The sequence below is a fragment of the Bradyrhizobium sp. UFLA05-153 genome (assembly GCF_054185185.1).
This window is the reverse complement of sequence record NZ_JBBIAM010000024.1, coordinates 54,330-73,619: the sequence shown is the minus strand read 5'-3', so window position 1 is coordinate 73,619 and position 19,290 is coordinate 54,330. Positions and strand designations below refer to the sequence as shown.

General features: G+C 63.5%; 18 protein-coding genes and 1 pseudogene. 5 read left to right on the top strand and 14 right to left on the bottom strand.

What is annotated here, in order from left to right:
- Positions 1-512: 512 nt before the first annotated feature.
- Positions 513-1,067, bottom strand: coding sequence for a sigma-70 family RNA polymerase sigma factor (locus tag Q2941_RS16950; RefSeq protein WP_458193173.1), 555 nt, complete (start codon positions 1,065-1,067; stop codon positions 513-515).
- Positions 1,068-1,327: 260 nt separating this feature from the next.
- Here Q2941_RS16950 and Q2941_RS16945 point away from each other — a divergent pair, with 260 nt between their 5' ends.
- Entirely contained in the window at positions 1,328-2,044 is a 717-nt protein-coding gene (locus Q2941_RS16945; RefSeq protein WP_458193172.1) for an HAD-IIA family hydrolase, read from the top strand.
- A 2-nt stretch (positions 2,045-2,046) separates the two neighbouring features.
- On the top strand, positions 2,047-2,982 hold the full coding sequence (locus tag Q2941_RS16940) for a MurR/RpiR family transcriptional regulator (protein ID WP_458193171.1): 936 nt from the start codon (positions 2,047-2,049) through the stop codon (positions 2,980-2,982).
- Between the two features lie 94 nt (positions 2,983-3,076).
- Here the strand turns inward: Q2941_RS16940 and Q2941_RS16935 are convergent, their stop codons facing one another.
- The 9 genes and pseudogenes from Q2941_RS16935 to Q2941_RS16895 all read right to left on the bottom strand — a co-directional run bounded on the left by Q2941_RS16935 (position 3,077) and on the right by Q2941_RS16895 (position 11,642).
- Positions 3,077-4,114, bottom strand: a complete 1,038-nt coding sequence (locus tag Q2941_RS16935; protein WP_458193170.1) for a patatin-like phospholipase family protein — start codon at positions 4,112-4,114, stop codon at positions 3,077-3,079.
- Positions 4,111-5,040: a polyphosphate kinase 2 family protein gene (locus Q2941_RS16930; RefSeq protein ID WP_458193169.1), complete on the bottom strand. Its 930-nt coding sequence runs from the start codon at positions 5,038-5,040 to the stop codon at positions 4,111-4,113. Before Q2941_RS16930 ends, Q2941_RS16935 begins: the two co-directional genes overlap by 4 nt.
- Positions 5,012-6,020: pseudogene (locus tag Q2941_RS16925) on the bottom strand (branched-chain amino acid ABC transporter permease); the annotation flags it as partial. The pseudogene Q2941_RS16925 and the gene Q2941_RS16930, both read right to left, overlap by 29 nt.
- Positions 6,017-6,898: a branched-chain amino acid ABC transporter permease gene (locus Q2941_RS16920; RefSeq protein ID WP_254103815.1), complete on the bottom strand. Its 882-nt coding sequence runs from the start codon at positions 6,896-6,898 to the stop codon at positions 6,017-6,019. The gene Q2941_RS16920 and the pseudogene Q2941_RS16925, both read right to left, overlap by 4 nt.
- Positions 6,899-6,912: 14 nt before the next feature.
- Entirely contained in the window at positions 6,913-7,617 is a 705-nt protein-coding gene (locus Q2941_RS16915) for an ABC transporter ATP-binding protein (protein WP_254111269.1), read from the bottom strand.
- A 5-nt stretch (positions 7,618-7,622) separates the two neighbouring features.
- The gene (locus Q2941_RS16910; RefSeq protein WP_027524452.1) at positions 7,623-8,390 is read right to left on the bottom strand and encodes an ABC transporter ATP-binding protein; all 768 of its coding nucleotides are present in this window, start codon (positions 8,388-8,390) and stop codon (positions 7,623-7,625) included.
- A gap of 17 nt (positions 8,391-8,407) precedes the next feature.
- The gene (locus Q2941_RS16905; RefSeq protein WP_027524451.1) at positions 8,408-9,754 is read right to left on the bottom strand and encodes an ABC transporter substrate-binding protein; all 1,347 of its coding nucleotides are present in this window, start codon (positions 9,752-9,754) and stop codon (positions 8,408-8,410) included.
- 112 nt (positions 9,755-9,866) lie between these two features.
- On the bottom strand, positions 9,867-10,571 hold the full coding sequence (locus Q2941_RS16900) for a hypothetical protein (RefSeq protein WP_027524450.1): 705 nt from the start codon (positions 10,569-10,571) through the stop codon (positions 9,867-9,869).
- 42 nt (positions 10,572-10,613) lie between these two features.
- Positions 10,614-11,642, bottom strand: a complete 1,029-nt coding sequence (locus Q2941_RS16895; protein WP_027524449.1) for an ABC transporter substrate-binding protein — start codon at positions 11,640-11,642, stop codon at positions 10,614-10,616.
- Between the two features lie 137 nt (positions 11,643-11,779).
- Here Q2941_RS16895 and Q2941_RS16890 point away from each other — a divergent pair, with 137 nt between their 5' ends.
- A complete protein-coding gene (locus tag Q2941_RS16890) occupies positions 11,780-12,229 on the top strand; it encodes a cupin domain-containing protein (RefSeq protein ID WP_027524448.1) in 450 nt (149 codons plus the stop codon).
- 68 nt (positions 12,230-12,297) lie between these two features.
- Here Q2941_RS16890 and Q2941_RS16885 read toward each other — a convergent pair whose 3' ends face one another.
- Both Q2941_RS16885 and Q2941_RS16880 read right to left on the bottom strand, forming a co-directional pair.
- A complete protein-coding gene (locus Q2941_RS16885; RefSeq protein ID WP_254111267.1) occupies positions 12,298-13,086 on the bottom strand; it encodes an ABC transporter permease in 789 nt (262 codons plus the stop codon).
- Complete coding sequence (locus tag Q2941_RS16880) at positions 13,086-13,901, bottom strand: ABC transporter ATP-binding protein (RefSeq protein ID WP_458193168.1); 816 nt, start codon at positions 13,899-13,901, stop codon at positions 13,086-13,088. The genes Q2941_RS16885 and Q2941_RS16880 overlap by 1 nt, the downstream gene beginning before the upstream one ends.
- Positions 13,902-14,042: 141 nt before the next feature.
- Here Q2941_RS16880 and Q2941_RS16875 point away from each other — a divergent pair, with 141 nt between their 5' ends.
- Both Q2941_RS16875 and Q2941_RS16870 read left to right on the top strand, forming a co-directional pair.
- A complete protein-coding gene (locus Q2941_RS16875) occupies positions 14,043-14,825 on the top strand; it encodes an ATP-binding cassette domain-containing protein (protein WP_458193167.1) in 783 nt (260 codons plus the stop codon).
- Positions 14,822-16,381 (top strand): ABC transporter permease/substrate-binding protein, encoded by a 1,560-nt coding sequence (locus Q2941_RS16870; RefSeq protein ID WP_458193166.1) that lies wholly within the window; start codon positions 14,822-14,824, stop codon positions 16,379-16,381. The genes Q2941_RS16875 and Q2941_RS16870 overlap by 4 nt, the downstream gene beginning before the upstream one ends.
- Positions 16,382-16,484: 103 nt before the next feature.
- Here the strand turns inward: Q2941_RS16870 and Q2941_RS16865 are convergent, their stop codons facing one another.
- Entirely contained in the window at positions 16,485-18,197 is a 1,713-nt protein-coding gene (locus Q2941_RS16865; RefSeq protein ID WP_027524443.1) for a sulfatase-like hydrolase/transferase, read from the bottom strand.
- 352 nt (positions 18,198-18,549) lie between these two features.
- Positions 18,550-19,209, bottom strand: coding sequence for a TetR/AcrR family transcriptional regulator (locus Q2941_RS16860; RefSeq protein WP_254111264.1), 660 nt, complete (start codon positions 19,207-19,209; stop codon positions 18,550-18,552).
- Positions 19,210-19,290: the final 81 nt, after the last annotated feature.

The following is a 19,290-nucleotide window of genomic DNA, read 5'->3' as shown; positions in this document are numbered from 1 at the left end:
ATGACAGTTTCATGAATTTGTCTCAGTAATTGTCTAGTTACGAACTGAATAAAGCTCAGTCAATAACCCGAGGCGGAAAGGTGGAACGTGGATCAGGAGTGCGGACGCGGAGCTATCTCGTCGATCTGGACGGGACGCTGATCAGCGGTCGCAAACCTTTGCCGCGACAAGCCTCTTAAAGTCGTTCGGCTCATTGACGGCGAGACTAAAGTGGAAAACCAGAGGCTATGCTCACGGCGAGATTGACGATCTTCTCGCTTGAAACTCTGTTGATCAGGTTGGTGAGATCGCCCTTGCTCATCGTCTGATCACCGAATCGCAAGCGCCGACCCAAGCGATGGTCTCGGCATGTTCCTCGCGGATAACGGCATATTCGCCGGCGAGCGGGATCACGAGTCAGCCCCTCCTCGACCCAGCGCGCACGTTCAGCAGGCCCCGGCGTACCCTGGAAGCAGTAGCTCGACTTCATTGGCGTCTTCCGTCTTCTTCCAGCACCTTCTTGCTCGATCCCCTCATCGCCAACCTTGTTCAACGCCGGCAGCCTTCAGCAACTCGGCCAGTTTTTTCCGCGCGTAGAACAAGCGCGTTTTCACGGTGTTCTCCGGAATCCCGACGGTTTCGGCCACCTCTTCCAGGGCTTTCTCGTGGTAGTAGACGAGATCGACAATCTCCCGGTGCTCCGGCGAAAGCCCGCCCAGGCACTTGCGCAACGCTTCGCTGGTATCCTTCTTCGTCGCGGCCACTTCCGGATCGTCGGACGTGTCCTCGATCGCGTGAGCAGCCTCGTCTTCCAACGTAAGGTCCTTCCTGCGCCGCAGCGCCGAGAGGGCCTTGAAGCGCGTAATCGCCAGCAGCCAGGTTGAGACAGCAGATCGGCCTTCAAACTTGCCAGCCCGACGCCAGACGTCGAGAAAGACCTCGCTGATGAGATCTTCCGCAACCTGTTCGTCGTGGACGAGCTGAAGCCCGAAACTGAATACCCTGACATGGTGCCGTCCGTACAGCACCTGCATGGCGCGCCGGTCGCCTTGCGCGATCCACGCGATCAGGACTTCATCCGAAGCCACCCGTTGTCGCTCAAGGTCCGTCTCACAGGATTCGAGCCGACCAACGTCAGGCACTCACCGTCGGCGATGTCGAGCGACACATCCTTCAAGACTCCGTCTGACGGAACGCCTTGCCGATGTTCTCGACCGAAATCCGGGCCATGCCCCGCCTCCATGTTGCCGATCATTGGCACCGTCGGATAATAGTTTGATGAATTTGTCTCAGTCCTAGTTTGCTTATAGACTGAGTAACATTCAATTCAAGGGCGGAGAGGCGGAAGGTGAAGCAGGGATGGAGAGCACGGGGCTATCTCGTCGATCTCGACGGGACACTGATCAGCGACAACAAACCTTTGCCAGGTGCGCGGCGCATGCTGGACGCCTTCGGCGGACAATTCGCCCTGGTTTCCAACGACGCGGAGCACACGCCCGCCGAGCTTGCCCGGCTGCTGCTCCAGATCGGCCTTCCGATTGACCCCGGCCGGATCGTGCTCGCCGGTGCCTGCACGCTCGACATCATCGCGCAAGAGCGGCGCGCTTCGCGCGTGATGCTGCTCGGCAGCCCTGCCCTCCGCGAATATGGCCGCGGCCTGGGTCTGAACATGACAATGCTCGAGCCGGACATCGTCGTGATCGCGCGCGATCGCGCCTTCAACTATGACAAGTTGTCATTCGCGGCAAACCTGGTACGGGACGGCGCCCAACTGATCGTGACGAACCCGGATACCACGCATCCCGGCAGGGCCGGATCGGTCGTACCGGAAACCGGCGCACTGCTTGCGGCGGTCCTGTCTTGTGCCGGCGCCGTCTCATATCGCATCATCGGCAAACCCGAGCCTGCGCTGTTCGAACGAGCATTGACGCGACTCGGCGTCAGTCCATCCGAGGCCGTGATGATCGGTGACAACCCGCACACCGATGGAGCAGGCGCCGGCCGGCTCGGAATCCGCTATCTTAATGTCGAGACGATGCCGCGTCTCGTCCTATCAGGTGATTGACAATGCCCTCAACGACGAAGAAGCGCGGCGTGCAAAAACCACGCATGAAACAGGCGGACCCAGCCGCCAAGCCCGAGCATTCGCCGGCTCTTTCTCCGAGCGGCATGCTCGAACGGATCGCAGCGACCAAGGCCGACCTGCCGCCAACGGCGAGCCGGATCGCGGACTTCATCAGCGCCCATCCTGCGGAAGTCGTGCACATGTCCGTGACGGAGGTTGCCGAACGCGCCGGAGCGAGCGAAGGCAGCGTCGTCGCGTTCTGCCAGCAACTCGGTGCGCGCGGGTTCCAGCAGCTCAAGATCGCGCTCGCGCGCGATCTTGTGCAACCGGTTCAGTTCATCCACGAGGATCTGAAGCGGAACGACGACGTCGCGACTGTCGTCGAGAAGATCTTCCAGTCCAACCTGCAGGCCCTGCAGGACACGCGCAAGGTCGTCGATTCCGCAAAGATGGCTGCTGCCGTGAAGGCCATCCTCCAGGCCGATCGCGTCGAGGTCTACGGAATCGGCAGCGCCGCGCCCGTGGCTGAGGATGCGAACTATCGCCTGCTCCGGATCGGAATCGAATCGAAGGTCGTCCTGGATTCACACGTTCAGGCGATCAGCGCCTCGCTGACCGGGCCGCACGTCGCGGTCCTTACGATTTCGCATTCCGGCAGCACGCATGAGACGATTGCGGCGACACGGCTTGCGAAGGAGGCCGGCGCGACGACGATCTGCATTTCGAACTTCGGCAAGTCGCCCATTCAGCGCTACTGCGACATCATGCTACACACGATGGCCAAGGAAACCAGCTTCCGGACGGAAGCTATGACGAGCCGCATCGCTCAGCTGGCGATAGTTGACGCGCTCGTTTGCTGTGTGGCGCTCGCCAAATATGACAACGCGGTCGCAACAATCACCAAGACCTTTGAAGTGCTCTCAATCAAGCGAGCCTAAGTCTCGCGATGATTGCCAACCTGGGTGCATCTCTTTCTGCCGCCCCGCAAGGCGTCGGGATCGCAAGAGGCAGCTCGAACAGGACAACCCGACCTCAGAGAAACATCTCGGTCAGATCGACCGTCGAGGCATTGCCGATCTGCCCAAAGTGCTTGTCGAGCCAGCTTCGCGCCGCCTCGCGGCCCTCATCGCGCAACCGGCACAACAGGCTCCATTCCGGGTGGAATTGCGTCGCAGTGCCGAGCTGCGACATCAACTGATCGTTGCCGATCCAGTGCATGTACATGCGACTGTGGGTCTCCTTGTCGAGCTCGCCATTGTCGATCAGTTTCGTCGCGAAGGCGATCGCGCGCATCTCGCGCATCAACGATGAGTTGAAGCTGATCTCGTTGATACGGTGGAGCACGTCGGCCGCGCTCGCCGGCAACTCGTCACGCCGGATCGCAGTCACCTGCACGATGATGACGTCGTGGCTGCCCTTGCGATAGATCAGCGGAAAGATCGCAGGGTTGCCGAGATAGCCGCCGTCCCAATAATGCTCGCCGTCGATCTCGACGGCCTGGAAATAGGGCGGCAGGCAGGCCGAGGCGAGCACGGCGTCCGCACTCAAGAGTGGCGTCTGGAACACCTTGATCTTGCCGGTGCGGATATTGGTGGCATTGAGGAAGAGCTGGGGCGCATCCGGCGAGGAATTCAGCCGGTCGAAATCGACGACCCGCTGCAACAGCGCACGCAGCGGGTTGAAGTGGAAGGGATTGAGAACGTTCGGCGGCACCGTGTGGGTCAGGGTGTGGATGAAGGAGTGCACCGGATGATACTCCGGCGGCAGCTTCAGGGCCTGGATCCACTGGTTGAGCGGCGAGAACAGGTCGTACACCATGTCCATGCGCGAAACCTCGTACCAGAACCGGTGCAGGTTCTCGCGCGCCGCTTCGGCACCGCCGAGCGCCATGCCCGAAGCCATCGCCACCGCATTCATCGCACCGGCGCTGGTCGCACTAATCGCCTCGATCGCAAGCCTCCCGTCCTCCAGCACGAGGTCGAGCACGCCCCACACGAACGCGCCGTGCGCTCCGCCACCCTGTAGCGCGAAGTTGACGTTCTTCACGTTCTTGCTGCCGTTGCCCCTCACCTTGCGCGCTTCCTCCCTCCCTTCGCTTCACCCTCCAGGGCCTGCTGCACCGCCTTGAACTCGCGCAGCGAAGCCCTGTCGGCGCGCGGAAATTGCAGGTCGAGCCGCTCGAGTGCGGCGACGATGACGGACCCGATGACGACACGCGCGAACCATTTGTGATCGGCGGGCACGACATACCAGGGTGCATGGGTCATCGCGGTGTGCCGGACGATGTCCTGATACACCGCCTGGTAGCGCGGCCACAGCGCACGCTCCTTGATGTCATCCATCGAGAACTTCCACTGCTTGGAGCGGTCCTCCAACCGGTCGAGAAAGCGTTGGCGCTGCTCCTCCCTGGACAGGTTGAGGAAGAATTTCAGCACGACGGTGCCGTTGCGGACGAGGTAGCGCTCGAAGGCGGAAATGTCCTCGAACCGTTCGCGCCAGATGTTCTTGGTGACGAGCCCGGGCGGCAGCTTCTCCTTGGCGAGGATTTCCGGATGCACGCGCGTCACCAGGCATTCCTCGTAATGGGAGCGGTTGAATATCCCGATAAGACCGCGCGCCGGCAGCGCAACGACATGGCGCCAGAGAAAATCATGATCGAGCTCGTGGCTGGTCGGCGCCTTGAACGCATGGACCTCGCAGCCCTGCGGGTTGATGCCTTCGAACAGCGCCTTGATCGCACTGTCCTTGCCGGCCGCATCCATACCCTGGATGATGATCAGGACCGACCAGCGGTCCTGCGCGTAGAGCTTCTCCTGGAAATCGGCGAGATGCTTCTTGTTGACCTCGAGGATCTTTTGCGCCTCGTCCTTGTCGAGACCGCCCCTTTCGTTCGTCTTGTGATCCTTCAGGTGAAATTTCCCCGAACCGTCGAAACGGTACGGCGTGATGAACCTGGCGAGCTCTGCGGCGAGCGTTTTGGAGGGTTTCTTGTTCATGAGCTCGGAGACGGTTTGCGTTGCGGCTTCAATCGTTCGAGCAGGCTACCAAGAATGCCCCTGGGGAGGAATATGATGAAGAGGACGAGCAGGACGCCGTAGACGAGGTTGTCCCATCCGACGGCCTTGGTTCCAAATCCGATGCGCAGGGATTCGGCGAGCAGGATGGTGATGATGGCGCCGACGGTCGGGCCCAGTGAAACGAACAGGCCGCCGACGATGGCCGCAAAGACCATCTGGAGCGACACGGCGATGCCGCTCACCGTGTCGGGCGTGATGAACATCTGGTACTGGCAGTAGATCGCGCCGGCTAGCGCCGTCATCAGCGCGCTGATCAGCGTGATCTTCAGCTTCTCCGCGGTGACGTCGACGCCGGCGGCGGCCGCAGCGTCCTCGTCCTCCGAGATCGCCTCCAGCGCGAAGCGACTCATGCTGCGATCGACCCAGTGCCAGACCACGAGCCCGGCGAACCAGACCGCAAGCGCGACCAGATACCAGGTCGTCTTGTCATCGAACTGGAGCGCCCAAAGCTTATTGCCCGCCGCCCGGTTGGGCGTATAGCCGAGCGAGCCGCCGGTCCAGTCGCGCGTGGCGGTAATGACCTGGAGCACGATGCCTGACAGCGCCAGGGTGACCAGAACGAAGTAGTGCCCGGTGATCCGGAAGCGGAAACAGGGATAGCCGACCACAAGCGCCAGCGCACCGGCCGCGATCATGCTGATGGGAATGCCGATCCAGGGCGACAAGCCCAGATGGTTCCACAACAGCGCCGTGACATAGGCGCCGATCCCCATGAAGCCGCCATGGCCGAGCGAGACCAGGCCGAACCGCCCCATCATCGACCAGGATGTGTAGGCGAACGACCAGATCAGGATCAGCACCAATATGTGCAGGTGATAGGGATCCCGATAGACAAATGGCAGCGCAACGAGCGCTGCAAGCCCGACTGCCCATGCAACAAGCTGCGCCTGTCTCGTCATCGCCGCCTCGAGAGCAGGCCGGCGGGCCGGATGAACATCATGACGATGAAAAAGGCGAACGCCAGCACGTAGCCCCATTCGAGATCGGAGAACAGGCCGCCGAGCGAGATGATCTCGGCAAAGACGAAGGCGGCGATGAAGCCGCCGATGAAATTGCCGAGGCCGCCGAGCACGCAGATCAGGAAGGTGATCGGCCCAAACGACAGGCCGACAAAGGGATGCACGTCGTATTGCAACACCAGGAGGCAGGCGGCAAGGCCAGCGAGCGCGCCGCCAAGTGCCGAGGTGATGATATACATCCTCTTCGTATCGACGCCCATCAGCGCCATGATCTGGCGGTCCTGCGAGATGGCGCGGATCGCCGTACCGGTGAAGGTACGCGTCATGAAGAGATAGACGGCGACCATGCCGACCAGCGCCGCAATGAAGGACAACAGCCGGGCATAGCTGAAATTCATGTCGCCGAGCGCGAGCACCGGCAATCGGATGCCGAGATTGCGGAAGTCGATGCCGAAAGCGACGGTGGCGAAGCTCTGGAGCACGAACAGCACGCCGCCGGTTGCGAGCAACTGGTTGATCGGCGGCGCGGTCAGGAGCGGAGCGATGACGAGATAATGCAACGCCGCACCGAGCAACGCGACCAGCAGGATGGTGAAGGGCGCGGCGATGAAATAGCTGATGCCGTAATACTGGACCATGAAGTACATGGCGTACATGCCGATCATCACGAGCTCGGCGTAGCAGATCCAGGTGACGTCGATGACGCCGAAGATCAGGTTCAGGCCGAGCGCGAGCAGCGCCAGCACGCCGCCGAGCAGGATGCCGTTGATGACAGCCTCCAGCAGGTAGATGTCGAAGATGTCTAGAAACGCCTGCATGCGCCTGCCCGCCCTCACACCCCGAGATAAGCTTCCTTGACCGTATCGCTCGCCAGCATCTCGGCCGAGCTGCCGGACGCGCGGATCGACCCGGCCTCGATCAGATAGGCGCGATCGACCACGCGCAGCACCTGCTGCACGTTCTGCTCGACGATCAGAACCGTCAGCCCACTCGCACGAATCCGCTTCACGAGCTCGAACACCTGCTGCACGACCACCGGGGCGAGCCCTGCGGAGGGCTCATCGAGCAGCAGGAGCTTTGGATCGGACATCAGCGCGCGGCCGATCGCACACATCTGCTGCTCGCCACCCGACATGGTACCGGCCATCTGGTGGCGGCGCTCCTTCAGGCGCGGGAACAGGTCGAAGACGATCTCCAGACGCTCGGCATATTTGTGGCGTGCCTCCTTCATGAAGGCGCCCATCTTGAGATTGTCATCGACCGACAGTTGCGGGAACAGCCGCCGGTTCTCTGGTACATGCGCGATGCCGAGACCGACGATGCGGTGCGCTGGCGTCGTCACGACGTCGACGCCCTCCATCCGGATCGATCCGCGCACGGGACGGATCAGGCCCGAGATCACCCGCATCAAGGTGGTCTTGCCAGCACCGTTCGGGCCGATCACGCCGACCGCCTCGCCGGGCTTGACCTCGAGATGGACGTCGAACAGCGCCTGGAAGCTGCCATAGCCGGCGTCGACGGATCGAAGCTCCAGCATGGTTGCTAACCTCCGGCGCGGCGCCGCGCTTCGGCAGCCGCGGCTTGTGTGGTCTCGGCGTCGGTGCCGAGATAGACCTCGATGACCCGCACGTCGCTGGCGACTGCGCTCGGCAGCCCCTCCGAGATTTTCTCGCCGTGATCGAGCACCATCACGCGATCGACCACGCGCATCAGGACGCCCATGATGTGCTCGACCCAGATGATGGTGATGCCGAGATCGTCGCGGATCTTTCGCAGCATGTCGGCGGCCTGGTCCATCTCGGCTTCATCAAGGCCACCGAGGCTTTCATCGGCAAGCAGCAGCTTTGGTCCCGTGGCGAGCGCCTTTGCCAGCTCGAGCTTCTTGAGCCCTGCGGCACCCAAGCCGTCGACACCGGCATGCCGATCGGTCGGCAGGCCGACCATGGCGAGCGCGCGCTCGGCGGCCTCCTCTGCCTTGGCGCGGCTGTGGCGGCCTTGCCCGTAGTAGCCGGCGAGCGCGACGTTCTCGAATATCGTCAGGCGGCGAAACGGCCGCGGGATCTGGAAGGTGCGGCCGATGCCGCGATTGATGATCCTATGCGGGGCGAGCCCCGCGATCTCGCTACCTGCGAACACGATCGAGCCGGCGGTCGGGTTGAGCGTGCCCGAGAGCATGTTGAAGATGGTGCTCTTACCCGAGCCATTGGGGCCGATCAGGCCGAGGATCTCCCCCTGATCGACCCTGAAGGATACGTTGTTGACGGCCGTGAAGCCGCCAAAACGTTTCACCAGCCCGCGAACTTCCAGCACCGCATCCCTCCGCCGCGCTACTGGTTGCTGTAGGTGGTGCCCTTCGGCAGCGGCAGCACGGCCTCGCGCTGCATCTGGCTCTTCGGCCACACCACATAGGATTTGTCGTCGAGATATTGGATCACGACAGGAAACGAGCGCTCGTTCTGGCCCGCCATCGGCGTTCCCTCGCCATAGAACTTGACGCCGAAGCCGAGCATGGTGCCGCCTTCGGGGATGTCGGTATCGAGCGCTGCCTGGCGCAGCGCGTCCGGATCGATGCCGCCATACTTCCTGATCGCGCGCGGCAGAACGTCCGCCATGAAGACGTAGGTGTTGGAAGCGCCGATCCCGACATGGGCGGAACGGATGGCGACACCCGGCTTGAACTTGTCGAACTCCTCGCCGACCATCTTGATCACGGGCGCGAGCTTCGGATCCATGGTCTTCTGGTTGGCGAGCCAGATCGAGATCGGATCGGTGTTGAAGATGTAGTTGGCGTCAGCGCCCATGCCCTCCTTCAGCTTCTCATAGACGCCGTAGCCCGCACCATGACCCATCAGCGCGCCGAACTTCAGGCCCTGCTCGCGCGCCTGGCGAAGCAGGAGCGTGATATCGGGATTATAACCGGTGTGGAAAATCACGTCGGGCTTGGCGCGCTTGAGCTTCGTGACCAGCGCGGAAAGGTCGGGCGCGGTCGCCGAATATCCCTCCTTCAGCACGACGTTGAAGCCGGCCTTCCTGGCGCCGGCCTCGTTGCCCTTGGCGACGTCGACGCCGTAGGTGCCGTCCTCGTGGATGATGGCGACGCGCAGGTCCTTCGGCTCCTTGCCGAGCTTCTCCTTCGCGTTCTGCGCGATGAAGTCCATCGTCATCATGCCGAACTGGTCGCCGCTCGCCTGCGGGCGAAACACGTATTTGTAGTTCTTGTCGGAGAATACGGCGGACGAGATGCAGGTCGTCATCCACATGAACTTCTTCAACTGTTCGACGCGGGCCGCGACCGGCACGCATTGCGCCGAGGAGAAGAAGCCGAGCACCATGTCGACCTTCTCCTGCTCGAGCAGGCGGACGGATTCGTTGATGGCGACGTCGGGCTTGCTCTGGGCGTCGGCGTAGACGGCCTCGACCTTGTAGCCCTCGACGCCGGTCTTTGCGAACTGGTCGAGGATGATCTTGGCGCCAATATATTCGAGCTCGGAGCCGCCGCCGGCGAGCGGGCCGGTCAGGTCAAAAATCACGCCGATCTTGATCTTCTTCTCCTGAGCCTGGGCAGATGCCACCAGACCCGACGCCGCGATCGCGACCATCAGCCCAGGTACAAGGCGATGTACTAGGTGATGTACCAAGTGACGTACCAAGCGGGCAGCCATGCGCATGCGCATCAAAACCTCCCTGGACGATTGTGCGTTGCAGTCTTCTTTCTTTTACTTTTTTGCCCATCACATGGGCTGGGAGATGCGATGTCAAGCCGAATAGCGTCGCGGGCTTAACGCGTCAGCGCGCGGCGAACTGCTGCTCGATGAAGGCCGTGACGAACCGCGGCATGGTCGGCGTCAGATCACTGACCCCGCGGACCAGGTGAATGCCGGCAAGCTCCGGATGCTCTTGCGCTGCAAGGTTGGCCTCGATCCGGGCGCGAACCGCTTCACCAGGCAGCTTCATGTCTAGCACCCGGATAAGCGCGATCGCAGGTCCCGACACCACGCAATGCCAATGCGCTTCCGCCTGATAGTCGGCGGCTGTGAGACCGGTCTCCTCCTCGATCTCGCGCTCTACGCTGCCGGGAATGTCGAGCGCGCCGTCCTTGACGTCATCGAGGTCCGGCGTGCCCGACGGAAAATAGATGCGTCCCGCATTCGCCGTATGCTCGCCCATTACGCCCAGCACGAAGGCTCCGTCCGAGGCGCGCAGCGCGCCCATGCCAAAGCCGTTGAACACAGCCTTGTCGGGGAAACCCCAGTCGCGCCAAGCGAGAAAGCTGGCGAAGTCGGTCTCGAAGTAGCTCGCTGCGAAACGATCTTCGGAGAGAACGGGATCGCGGCCGATCAGCACCCGGCCGTTCCATAGCTTTGGCCGTTCGCGCTGCTTCTCGGCGAAATGCGCCACGATCTCGGCGCGCCGCTCTTGCTCGAACGGCCACGCCTCCGATCCTACCGATAGATCAAGCGTCTTGACGCGATGAATGCTCGGAGACGTCATGACGCCTGCATATCAAAGTTTCACGTCATTTGCCTGGCATTATTATTTTGAGTTCATCCCCGTGGTCTTCTTGGCCTGCTCGACGAACTTGTTGGTGAAGGTCTTGCTGACGTCGATCTTGGCATTCGCAACCTCGGGCGATCCGACGCTGAACACCGCAAGCACGGCGTCCGCACCCTTCGGGTCCATCTTGCCGGTCTCCGAGAACATCGGGATCGTGTTCTTCAGCGCGGCGAGATAGAGCTCCTTGTTCTTGCCGACCATTTCCTCCGGCATCTTCGCCATGATGTCTTCCGGCGAGTGCGAATGGATCCAGGCAAGCGTATTCAGCATCGCATTGGTCAGCGCCTGCGTCTCCTTCTCGTGGCCGGCGACCCAGGCCGCCGTCGAATACAGCGCGCCGCCCGGATATTCGCCGCCGAAGGTCTCGAGCGTGTCCTTCTGCGTGCGGGTGTCGCTGAGAATGCGCAGGTCCTTGTGGCTGCCCTGGAGCACGGTGACGGAGGGATCGAGCATCACGGCCGCATCGATCTGGCCCTGCTCCATCGCCGCGACCGCGGTCGCACCTAGGCCGACGCCGATCACCGCGGTGCCGGCGGGATCGAGGCCGTTCTTCTTCAGGAGATATTTCAGGAAGAAGTCGGTCGAGGAGCCGGGCGCGCTGACGCCGACCTTCTTGCCGGCGAGATCCTTCACCGACTTGATCTCGTTGGTATGCGAGGGCGCGACCACCAGCACGAGGCCGGGATAGCGGTCATAGACCACGAAGGCCTGCAACTCCTGCTTCTTGGCGGCGAGGTTGACGCAATGGTCGAAATAGCCGGAGACGACATCGGCGCTGCCGCCGAGCACGGCCTTGAGCGCATCGGAGCCGCCCTTGAGGTCCACTAGGTCGACATTGACGCCGGCCTTCTCGTACTCACCGAGCTGTTTTGCCAGCACCGTCGGCAGATAGCACAGGCAGGAGCCGCCGCCGACCGCGATGGTGACCTTGCTCTGCGCTGCGGCGAAGCCGGTGGTGAGCGTGAGCGCGAGCAGCGCGCCCGCGAGCCTGGCAATCGTGTTCTTCATTAGTTTCCTCCGTTCGGCTGGCGGCACATTAGAGCAGCAGGACTGGCTTGAGAAGCGCTGGCCAGGACACTGGTCATCGGACTTTCGACGCAATAGCATGACGGCATAACAACAACCCTGGATCCGGAGGATCTTCCATGAACCGCATCGCAATCGCCGTCTCGCTCGCCGCCGCCTTCGCCGCAGGGTGCGGCGTGACCTACCTGTTCCAGCCGGCTTGGGCTGCCGAGAACATCACCGCGCAACTCATCCACACCGGCGAGATGCAAGGCGATGCGCTCGGGCCTGCGAACGAGGTCGGCTACCGCTCCAAGATGTTCATGGCCGCAGACGGCGCCACCGTCTCGATCCAGGTCGGCAACGTGCCCAAGCATTTGCATCCCAACACCAACGAGATCCAGTACATCCTGGACGGGACCGGGACGATCTGGCTCGGCGACAAGGAGGTGACGGTAAAGCCGGGTGACCTCGTGATCATTCCCAAGGGGACGCCGCATGGCGGCACCAAGCCGATCAGCGGACAGGTCAAGGCGATCGCGATCAAGACGCCGCCACAGGCCCCCGACGACACCAAGCTTCTGGACTGAGCTCGAGTGGCTCACACAGGTGTCCGGGCCCGCATCCCTGCGCGGGTCCGGCAACGGTCGCACCATCACTAGCCTCGCCCGTCCGCGGCCGTCGGCCGCCACACGAGAAGCCGGCGCTCCACCATCGTCACGCCCATGTCGATCAGGAGGACGAAGGCTGACAGCACGAACATCCCTGCAAACACGCCGGCGACGTCGAACACGCCTTCAGCCTGCTGGATCAAATAGCCGAGGCCTGCGGCCGAGCCGAGATATTCGCCGACGACTGCGCCGACCACGGCAAAGCCGACGGAGGTGTGCAGCGAAGAGAACATCCACGACAGCGCCGAGGGCCAGTAGACGTGCCGCATCAATTGCTGCTCGCTCATGCCGAGCATGCGGCCATTGTCAAGCACGGTGCGGCTGACCTCCTTGACGCCCTGATAGACGTTGAAGAACACGATGAAGAACACAAGCGTCACACCGAGCGCGACCTTGGACCAGATGCCGAGGCCCAGCCACAGCGCGAAGATCGGCGCGAGCACCACGCGCGGCAGCGCATTGACCATCTTGACATAGGGATCGAACACGGCGGCGACCACCGGCTGCCGCGCGAACCAGAAGCCGACCAGCACGCCGCCGAGCGAGCCGATCACGAAGGCGAGGATCGATTCCCAGAGCGTGATCCAGAGATGCTTCCAGATCACGCCGCTCGCGAACCATTTGACGATCTGGCTGAACACGTCGACCGGGTTGGAGAAGAAGAACGGCGGCAACAGGATCTTTCCGAACACCGGAACCGTAGAGAGCACCTGCCACAGCACAATCGCGACCACGGCGACCAGCAATTGCAGCGAAAGCAGCGTGAGGCGCGACATCAGACCGCCTCCGCCTGGGTGGATTGTGCGTAGCCCTTCATCACCTCATCCTTGAGCACGCTCCAGATCTCGCGATGGAGCGCATGGAACTCCTTGTCCAGCCGCACCTCGAAGATGTCGCGCGGGCGTGCCAGCTCGACGCGCCAGTCGCCGATGATGCGCGAGGAAGGGCCCGCCGACATGATCACGACGCGGTCGGCGAGCGCGATCGCCTCTTCCAGATCATGGGTGACGAACAGCACCGCCTTGCGGTCGGCGCTCCAGAGCTCGAGCAGGAGATTGCCCATGACCTGCCGCGTCTGGGCATCGAGCGGGCCGAACGGCTCGTCCATCAGCAGGATTTTTGGATCGCGGATCAGCACCTGCGCCAGCGCCACACGCTTGCGCTGGCCGCCGGAGAGCATATGCGGGTAGCGGCCCGCGAACGCGCCAAGCCCGACCGAGGTCAGCCATTTCTGTGCGCGCGCAAGCGCCTCGGGGCGCGGCGTGCCCCTGATCTCGAGGCCGATCGCGACGTTGTCGATGGCCGTCTTCCAGGGGAACAGCGCATCGGCCTGGAACAAATAGCCGGCATCCTTGTTGAGGCCGGCGAGCGGCCGGTCGAACACCTTGACGCTGCCAGCGGCGGGCTTCAGCAACCCCGCGGCGACGTTGAGCAGGGTGGATTTGCCGCAGCCGGTCGGGCCGACGATGGCAACGAACTCACCTTGGCCGACAGCGAGCTGCGCCTGTTCGACCGCGGTATAGACGCGCCCGTCCCCCAGCCGGAATGCGACTTTCGTATCCTCGAGCGCCACCGCCGTGGGCATTGTCATCTGCCGATTTTCTCCCAGCTCTTGGCTGGATGCCTTAGCCGCTTGCGCCGGCAAGTTCAATCGAGCGGCCAAGCGTGGTACGCATGCGGGGTCGCCTCCATCAAACTCCCCTTGCGGGAGTGCAGGGCTGGGTCGGTACCGATGGCCTCCAAACCCGTGATCGGCTACGCGCAGGTCGCGAAAAACTTCGGCCCGGTCGTGGCCGTGAACGGCATTTCGCTCGACGTCGCCGAGGGCGAGTTTCTGGCCATCGTCGGCGGCTCCGGCTCGGGCAAGACCACCCTGCTGCGGCTGACCAACCGGCTGATCGAGGCCGACCGTGGCACGATCACGGTTGAGGGCGAGGATATCAGCCACGTCGACCCTGTCGCGCTGCGACGGCGCATCGGCTACGTCTTCCAGAGCGGCGGGCTGTTTCCGCATCTGAGCGTCACGGACAATATCGGCATCACGCCGAAGCTGCTGGGCATCCCGGAGAAGGAGATTGCCGCACGCGTGGATGAGCTGCTCGACCTGGTACGGCTCGACCGTACCCAGCATCGCGATCGATTGCCGCAAGACCTGTCCGGCGGACAGCGCCAGCGCGTCGGGGTGGCGCGGGCACTGGCCGCGCGTCCACGCATCGTGCTGATGGACGAGCCGTTCGGCGCGCTCGATCCCCTGACCCGCGACGCGCTCGGCGAAGATTATCGCGCGCTGCATCACAAGCTCCGCCTGACCACGGTCATGATCACCCATGACATGACGGAAGCAATCTTGCTTGCCGACCGCATCGCGGTGATGCGCGCCGGAAAGCTGCTCGCACAGGGCACACCGGCGGAGCTCGGCCGAAGCGACGATGCCTATGTGCTGGAGCTGCTCCGCACGCCGCGGCGCCAGGTCGCGCGACTGAACGAGCGGCTGCCGCAGGGTGGTGCGGCATGAGCCTGATCTCCGATCCACGCTGGGGCGAGGCGCTGTCGCATCTGCCGGACTATCTCGGCAACCATGTGCGGGTGAGCCTTGCCGCGCTCGCGCTCGGGCTCATCGTGAGCCTGCCGCTCGCGATCCTCTGCCGCAATCGCCCGGTGGCGCGCAATATCCTGCTCGCGCTCGCGAGCATCGTGCAGACCGTGCCGGGGCTAGCCCTGCTCGCGCTGTTCTATCCGCTCCTGCTGCTCGCGGCCTCCGTGACACTCGCCTGGTTCGGCGTCGCCTTCTCGGCCTTCGGCTTCCTGCCGGCGATGCTGGCGCTGGCGCTCTATTCCATGCTGCCGGTGCTGCGCAACGGCATCACCGGCTTGAACGGCATCGATCCCGCTTTGCTCGAAGCGGCCCAAGGCGTCGGCATGACGCCGCGGCAATCGCTTGTCATGGTCGAGCTGCCGCTGGCGCTGCCGGTGATGATGGCGGGCATTCGCACCGCCGCCGTCTGGGTGATCGGCACGGCGACTTTGTCGACGCCGATCGGGCAGACCAGCCTCGGCAATTACATCTTCGCCGGCCTGCAAACCCAGAACTGGGTGTTCGTGCTGTTCGGCTGCTTTGCCTCCGCCGTGCTGGCGCTCGCGGTGGATCAATTGCTTGGCCTGATCGAAACCGGCTTGCGCAACCGCAACCGGCTGCGCACGACGCTCGGCGGCGTCGGGATTGCCGCGCTGGTCGCCGCGACGCTGGTGCCATCGCTTGGACGCTCGTCGCCCGCTTACGTCGTCGGCGCCAAGACATTCGCCGAGCAATACGTGCTGTCGGCCCTGATCCGGGACCGCCTGGCGGCGGCTGGCCTGCCCGCGACGACACGCTCGGGCCTCGGCTCGAACGTCGCCTTCGAGGCGCTGAAGGCCGGCGACATCGATCTCTATGTCGACTATTCCGGCACGCTCTGGGCCAATCAGTTGCACCGCACGGATATCAAGCCGCGCACGGAGCTGATCGACGAGCTGAAGACGGCACTCGCCAAACAGAACATCACTCTGCTCGGCGAGCTCGGCTTCGAGAACGCCTATGCGCTGGTGATGCCGCGCAAGCGCGCCGAGGCGCTCGGCATTCACTCCGTCGCCGATCTCGCCGCGCATACGGCAGGCCTCTCGATCGCCGCCGACTACGAGTTCTTCTCGCGCCCGGAATGGGCGGCGTTGCGCGATGCCTACGGGCTCGCGTTCCGCGCCCAGCGCCAGATGCAGCCTGATTTCATGTATGCGGCGGTCGCAAGCGGCGAGGTCGACGTCATCGCGGGCTACACCAGCGACGGCCTGATCGCGAAATACGACCTCGTGACGCTCGACGATCCCAAGAACGCGATCCCGCCCTACGACGCCATTCTGCTACTCGCTCCCAAGCGCGCCGGCGATGACCGGCTCAAGGCCGCCCTGAAACCGCTGCTCGAACGGATCGACATCGCCGACATGCGCGAAGCAAATCTGCGCGCCAGCGGCAACGATGCGAACTCGTCGCCCGATGTGGTGGCGAAGTGGCTGTGGGAGAAGGTGGGGAAGCGGTAGGCGCGGTGGCCTCACGCGCATCTGCCAGACCTGTCACCCTGAGGTGCTCGCGGGGCTCACACCTCAGGGTGACGGCGAGAGAGCGTCGCTCGGGCGAGCAACGCTACAGCCCGTGGATCATGCCGGCGTTGATCAGCAGGCGGTTTAGGCGACGCGCCTCCTGGCCGTCCTTGCAGCCATAGAAGATGCCCTTGCAGCGTAGCATGACGTCCTTCTGCGCGGCGAAGGACGGGTCAAGCGGGATACCGGCGGCCTCCTGGATCACCAGCGGCAAATAGGCGCCGTCGATCGTGTCCATCACGGCGTCGCTGTTCACCGGCTCGAAATTGATGGCGTCGATCGCATAATAGGTGGCGTAGAGACGCGGATCATAGTCGTCGAGCTTCTTGCCGAGACTGCCTTCGTCGAGGCCCGGTTCGAGGATCTGCGGCGCGAATTCCGGCTGATGATCGCCATAGCGCACGATCAGGAACGGCTCGTTCGGAAATTTCTTCTTCAGGCCGGCCAGGAAGGCCTGGTACTGCTCGGCGCTCATCGCCTGCCGGCGCAGATATTCGTCGATCGACGATGTGTTGCCCGGCGCGCGCCAGTTCGGCATCAGGTCGGGACGGAAGCGTGTCTCCCAGGGGAAATGATTGGCGCCGAGATAGATGAAGCTGAACAGCGGCTTGTTCGGCGGCTGCTGGCCCATCAACTCAAGCGCCTTGTCGTAGAAGAAGGAGTCGGGCTCGACGTCCTTGGCGCCGAGATCCTTCGCGTCGTAGAAGCGCTCTATGCCGGTCGTCATCTGGAAGCTGCGCGCGCTCATGAAGGCGCCGTAAGCCGGATAGAGCGACATCGTGTCGTAGCCACAGCGGCGCAAGCTGAGCGGCAGGCCGCGCTCAACGCGCCCCGAGGCGATGCGCGTCACGAAATAGGCAAAACGGCCGAAGGAGCGCGACGACAGGCCGGCGAGCACGTTGTATTCGGTGAACCAGCTCGGTCCGCCATTGCTCTCGGCGAGGAAGGTGCGCTGCTTGCCGTCCCAAGATTTGAAATGGCTGCCATAGTCAGGCGGCACCTTGATGCCTCTCGCGGCGCGGATGTCGAAACTGGATTCATCATGGATCATGATGATGTTCGGCCGCCGCCCCGCGGGGTGGCAGGCATCGACCAGCGGCATGTTGAGATGCTCGCCGGTGGACGCGGCCGACTCCATGAAGCCGTATTGCGCGAAGTCGGAGACCGCGGTGACACCGGAGCGGAAGAATTTTGAGAGATAGCCGTCGTCGTAATAGCCGCGCCAGGCTTCGTCCGGATGATAGAGGGAATAGCCGACCAGCGCGGCGAGGCAGGCGAGCTTGCAGGTGAGCGCCGGCAGGCGGCGGACGCGGAACGGATCGAGACACCACAGTGCATACATCAGCGGCAGGATGACGAGGCAGGCGCCGATCACCGACCAGCGCAGGTTCGGGAAGATCGTGAACAGGAAGGCGACGGTGTCGCGGTCGATCATCATCAAGTCGATGAAGTTCACGGTCATCTGCACGACGTCGTGCTTCAGCCGCGACAGCAGCACCAGCACCACGACCATGGTCAGCGACAGCGCGCCCGACAGCGCGGGGCGGCGGAGCAGCGTGATCCAGAAGAAATTGAGGATGCCCCAACTGAGCGCGAAGCCGAGGCGCGAACTGAAATCGGTCTCGGTCTCGTACATCAGCGCGAGCGCGGCCAGATGCGGCGCCGCGACGGCGAGCAAGCGCCAGATGCCGATCGCGGCAACGCTCGCCAGCACGGCGGTGGCGGCGGAAGGACCTGGGTTGGGCGCGGACGCCATCGACGACACGCTGAACACGATCCGGCGCGGTGATGCCAAGCCATCTGGCCAGCCTGCTGGCGGCCAGGGCGTCCGGCGCCGCCGGGGAGCGCCGTGTCACAAAACTGTAACGGAACAGCCATGGACAGGCAACGCGATGCGCTGTCCGACCTTCGCTTAATGTCAGCGGGCGGCGAATGAAGTGCGCGCCGCGCGCCCTACTCTATCCCCTCACCCAGAGGAGCCTGCGAAGCAGGCGTCTCGAAGGGCGAGGCCCGGACCGGCGGCCGGGCCTCTATGGTTCTCGCGGCGATGCGAAGCATCGTCCGCTAGACGGCTCTGCGCGCCTCCTCACCATGAGGGTTGGACAGGGTCAGCTGCCGCGTTTGGGCTTCGCGATGCCGGAGATGAAGACGTCGATCACCGCTTCGGCCATCGTCTCGATCTCGCCCTCCTCCACACCCCAACGCGGAAAGTGGCCGTCGAGGTTCATGCGGGCGAAACCGTAAACCAGGGCGCGGGCGGCGATCTGGATCGGCTTCAGCTCGCCCTGTCGCAAAAGGCCCTGCGCCGCGGCCTCACGCAGCATCCGCTCGGTCAGCCCGATCAGCTCGGCATTGTCGCGGGTGAGCTCGGGCGAGCTGCCATGCGCGAAGTAGCGCCCTGTCGAGATGATCTCGAAGTGGGCGGGGTTGCGCATCGCCCAGCGCAGGTAGGCAAGGCCGAAGGCGCGCAGGCGGGCGAGCGGATCGCCAGCCGGCGCCTGCGTCAGCACAGCATCGATCTCCACCCGAAACCGGCGCTGCGCTTCTTCGGCGACCGCAGCCATCAGTGCGTCCCGGTTGGGAAAATGCCGGAACGGCGCTCCCGGTGAAACCGCCGCCCGCCGCGCCGCCTCGCGGACGGAGACCTCACCGCCTTCGGCCGCCAGTTGCAGCGCAGCGTCGATCAGCACGCGGCGGAGATCGCCGTGGTGGTAAGGCCGGGCTTCGGCGGCGCGGGAGCGGCGCTTTGGGGGCTCACGGGCGGGCATCGAAAACTCCTAGCATCACCCGAACGTGAATGTAAGCGCCGATTACACCGTTGACCTAGACGAGTCCGCCAAATGTAATCG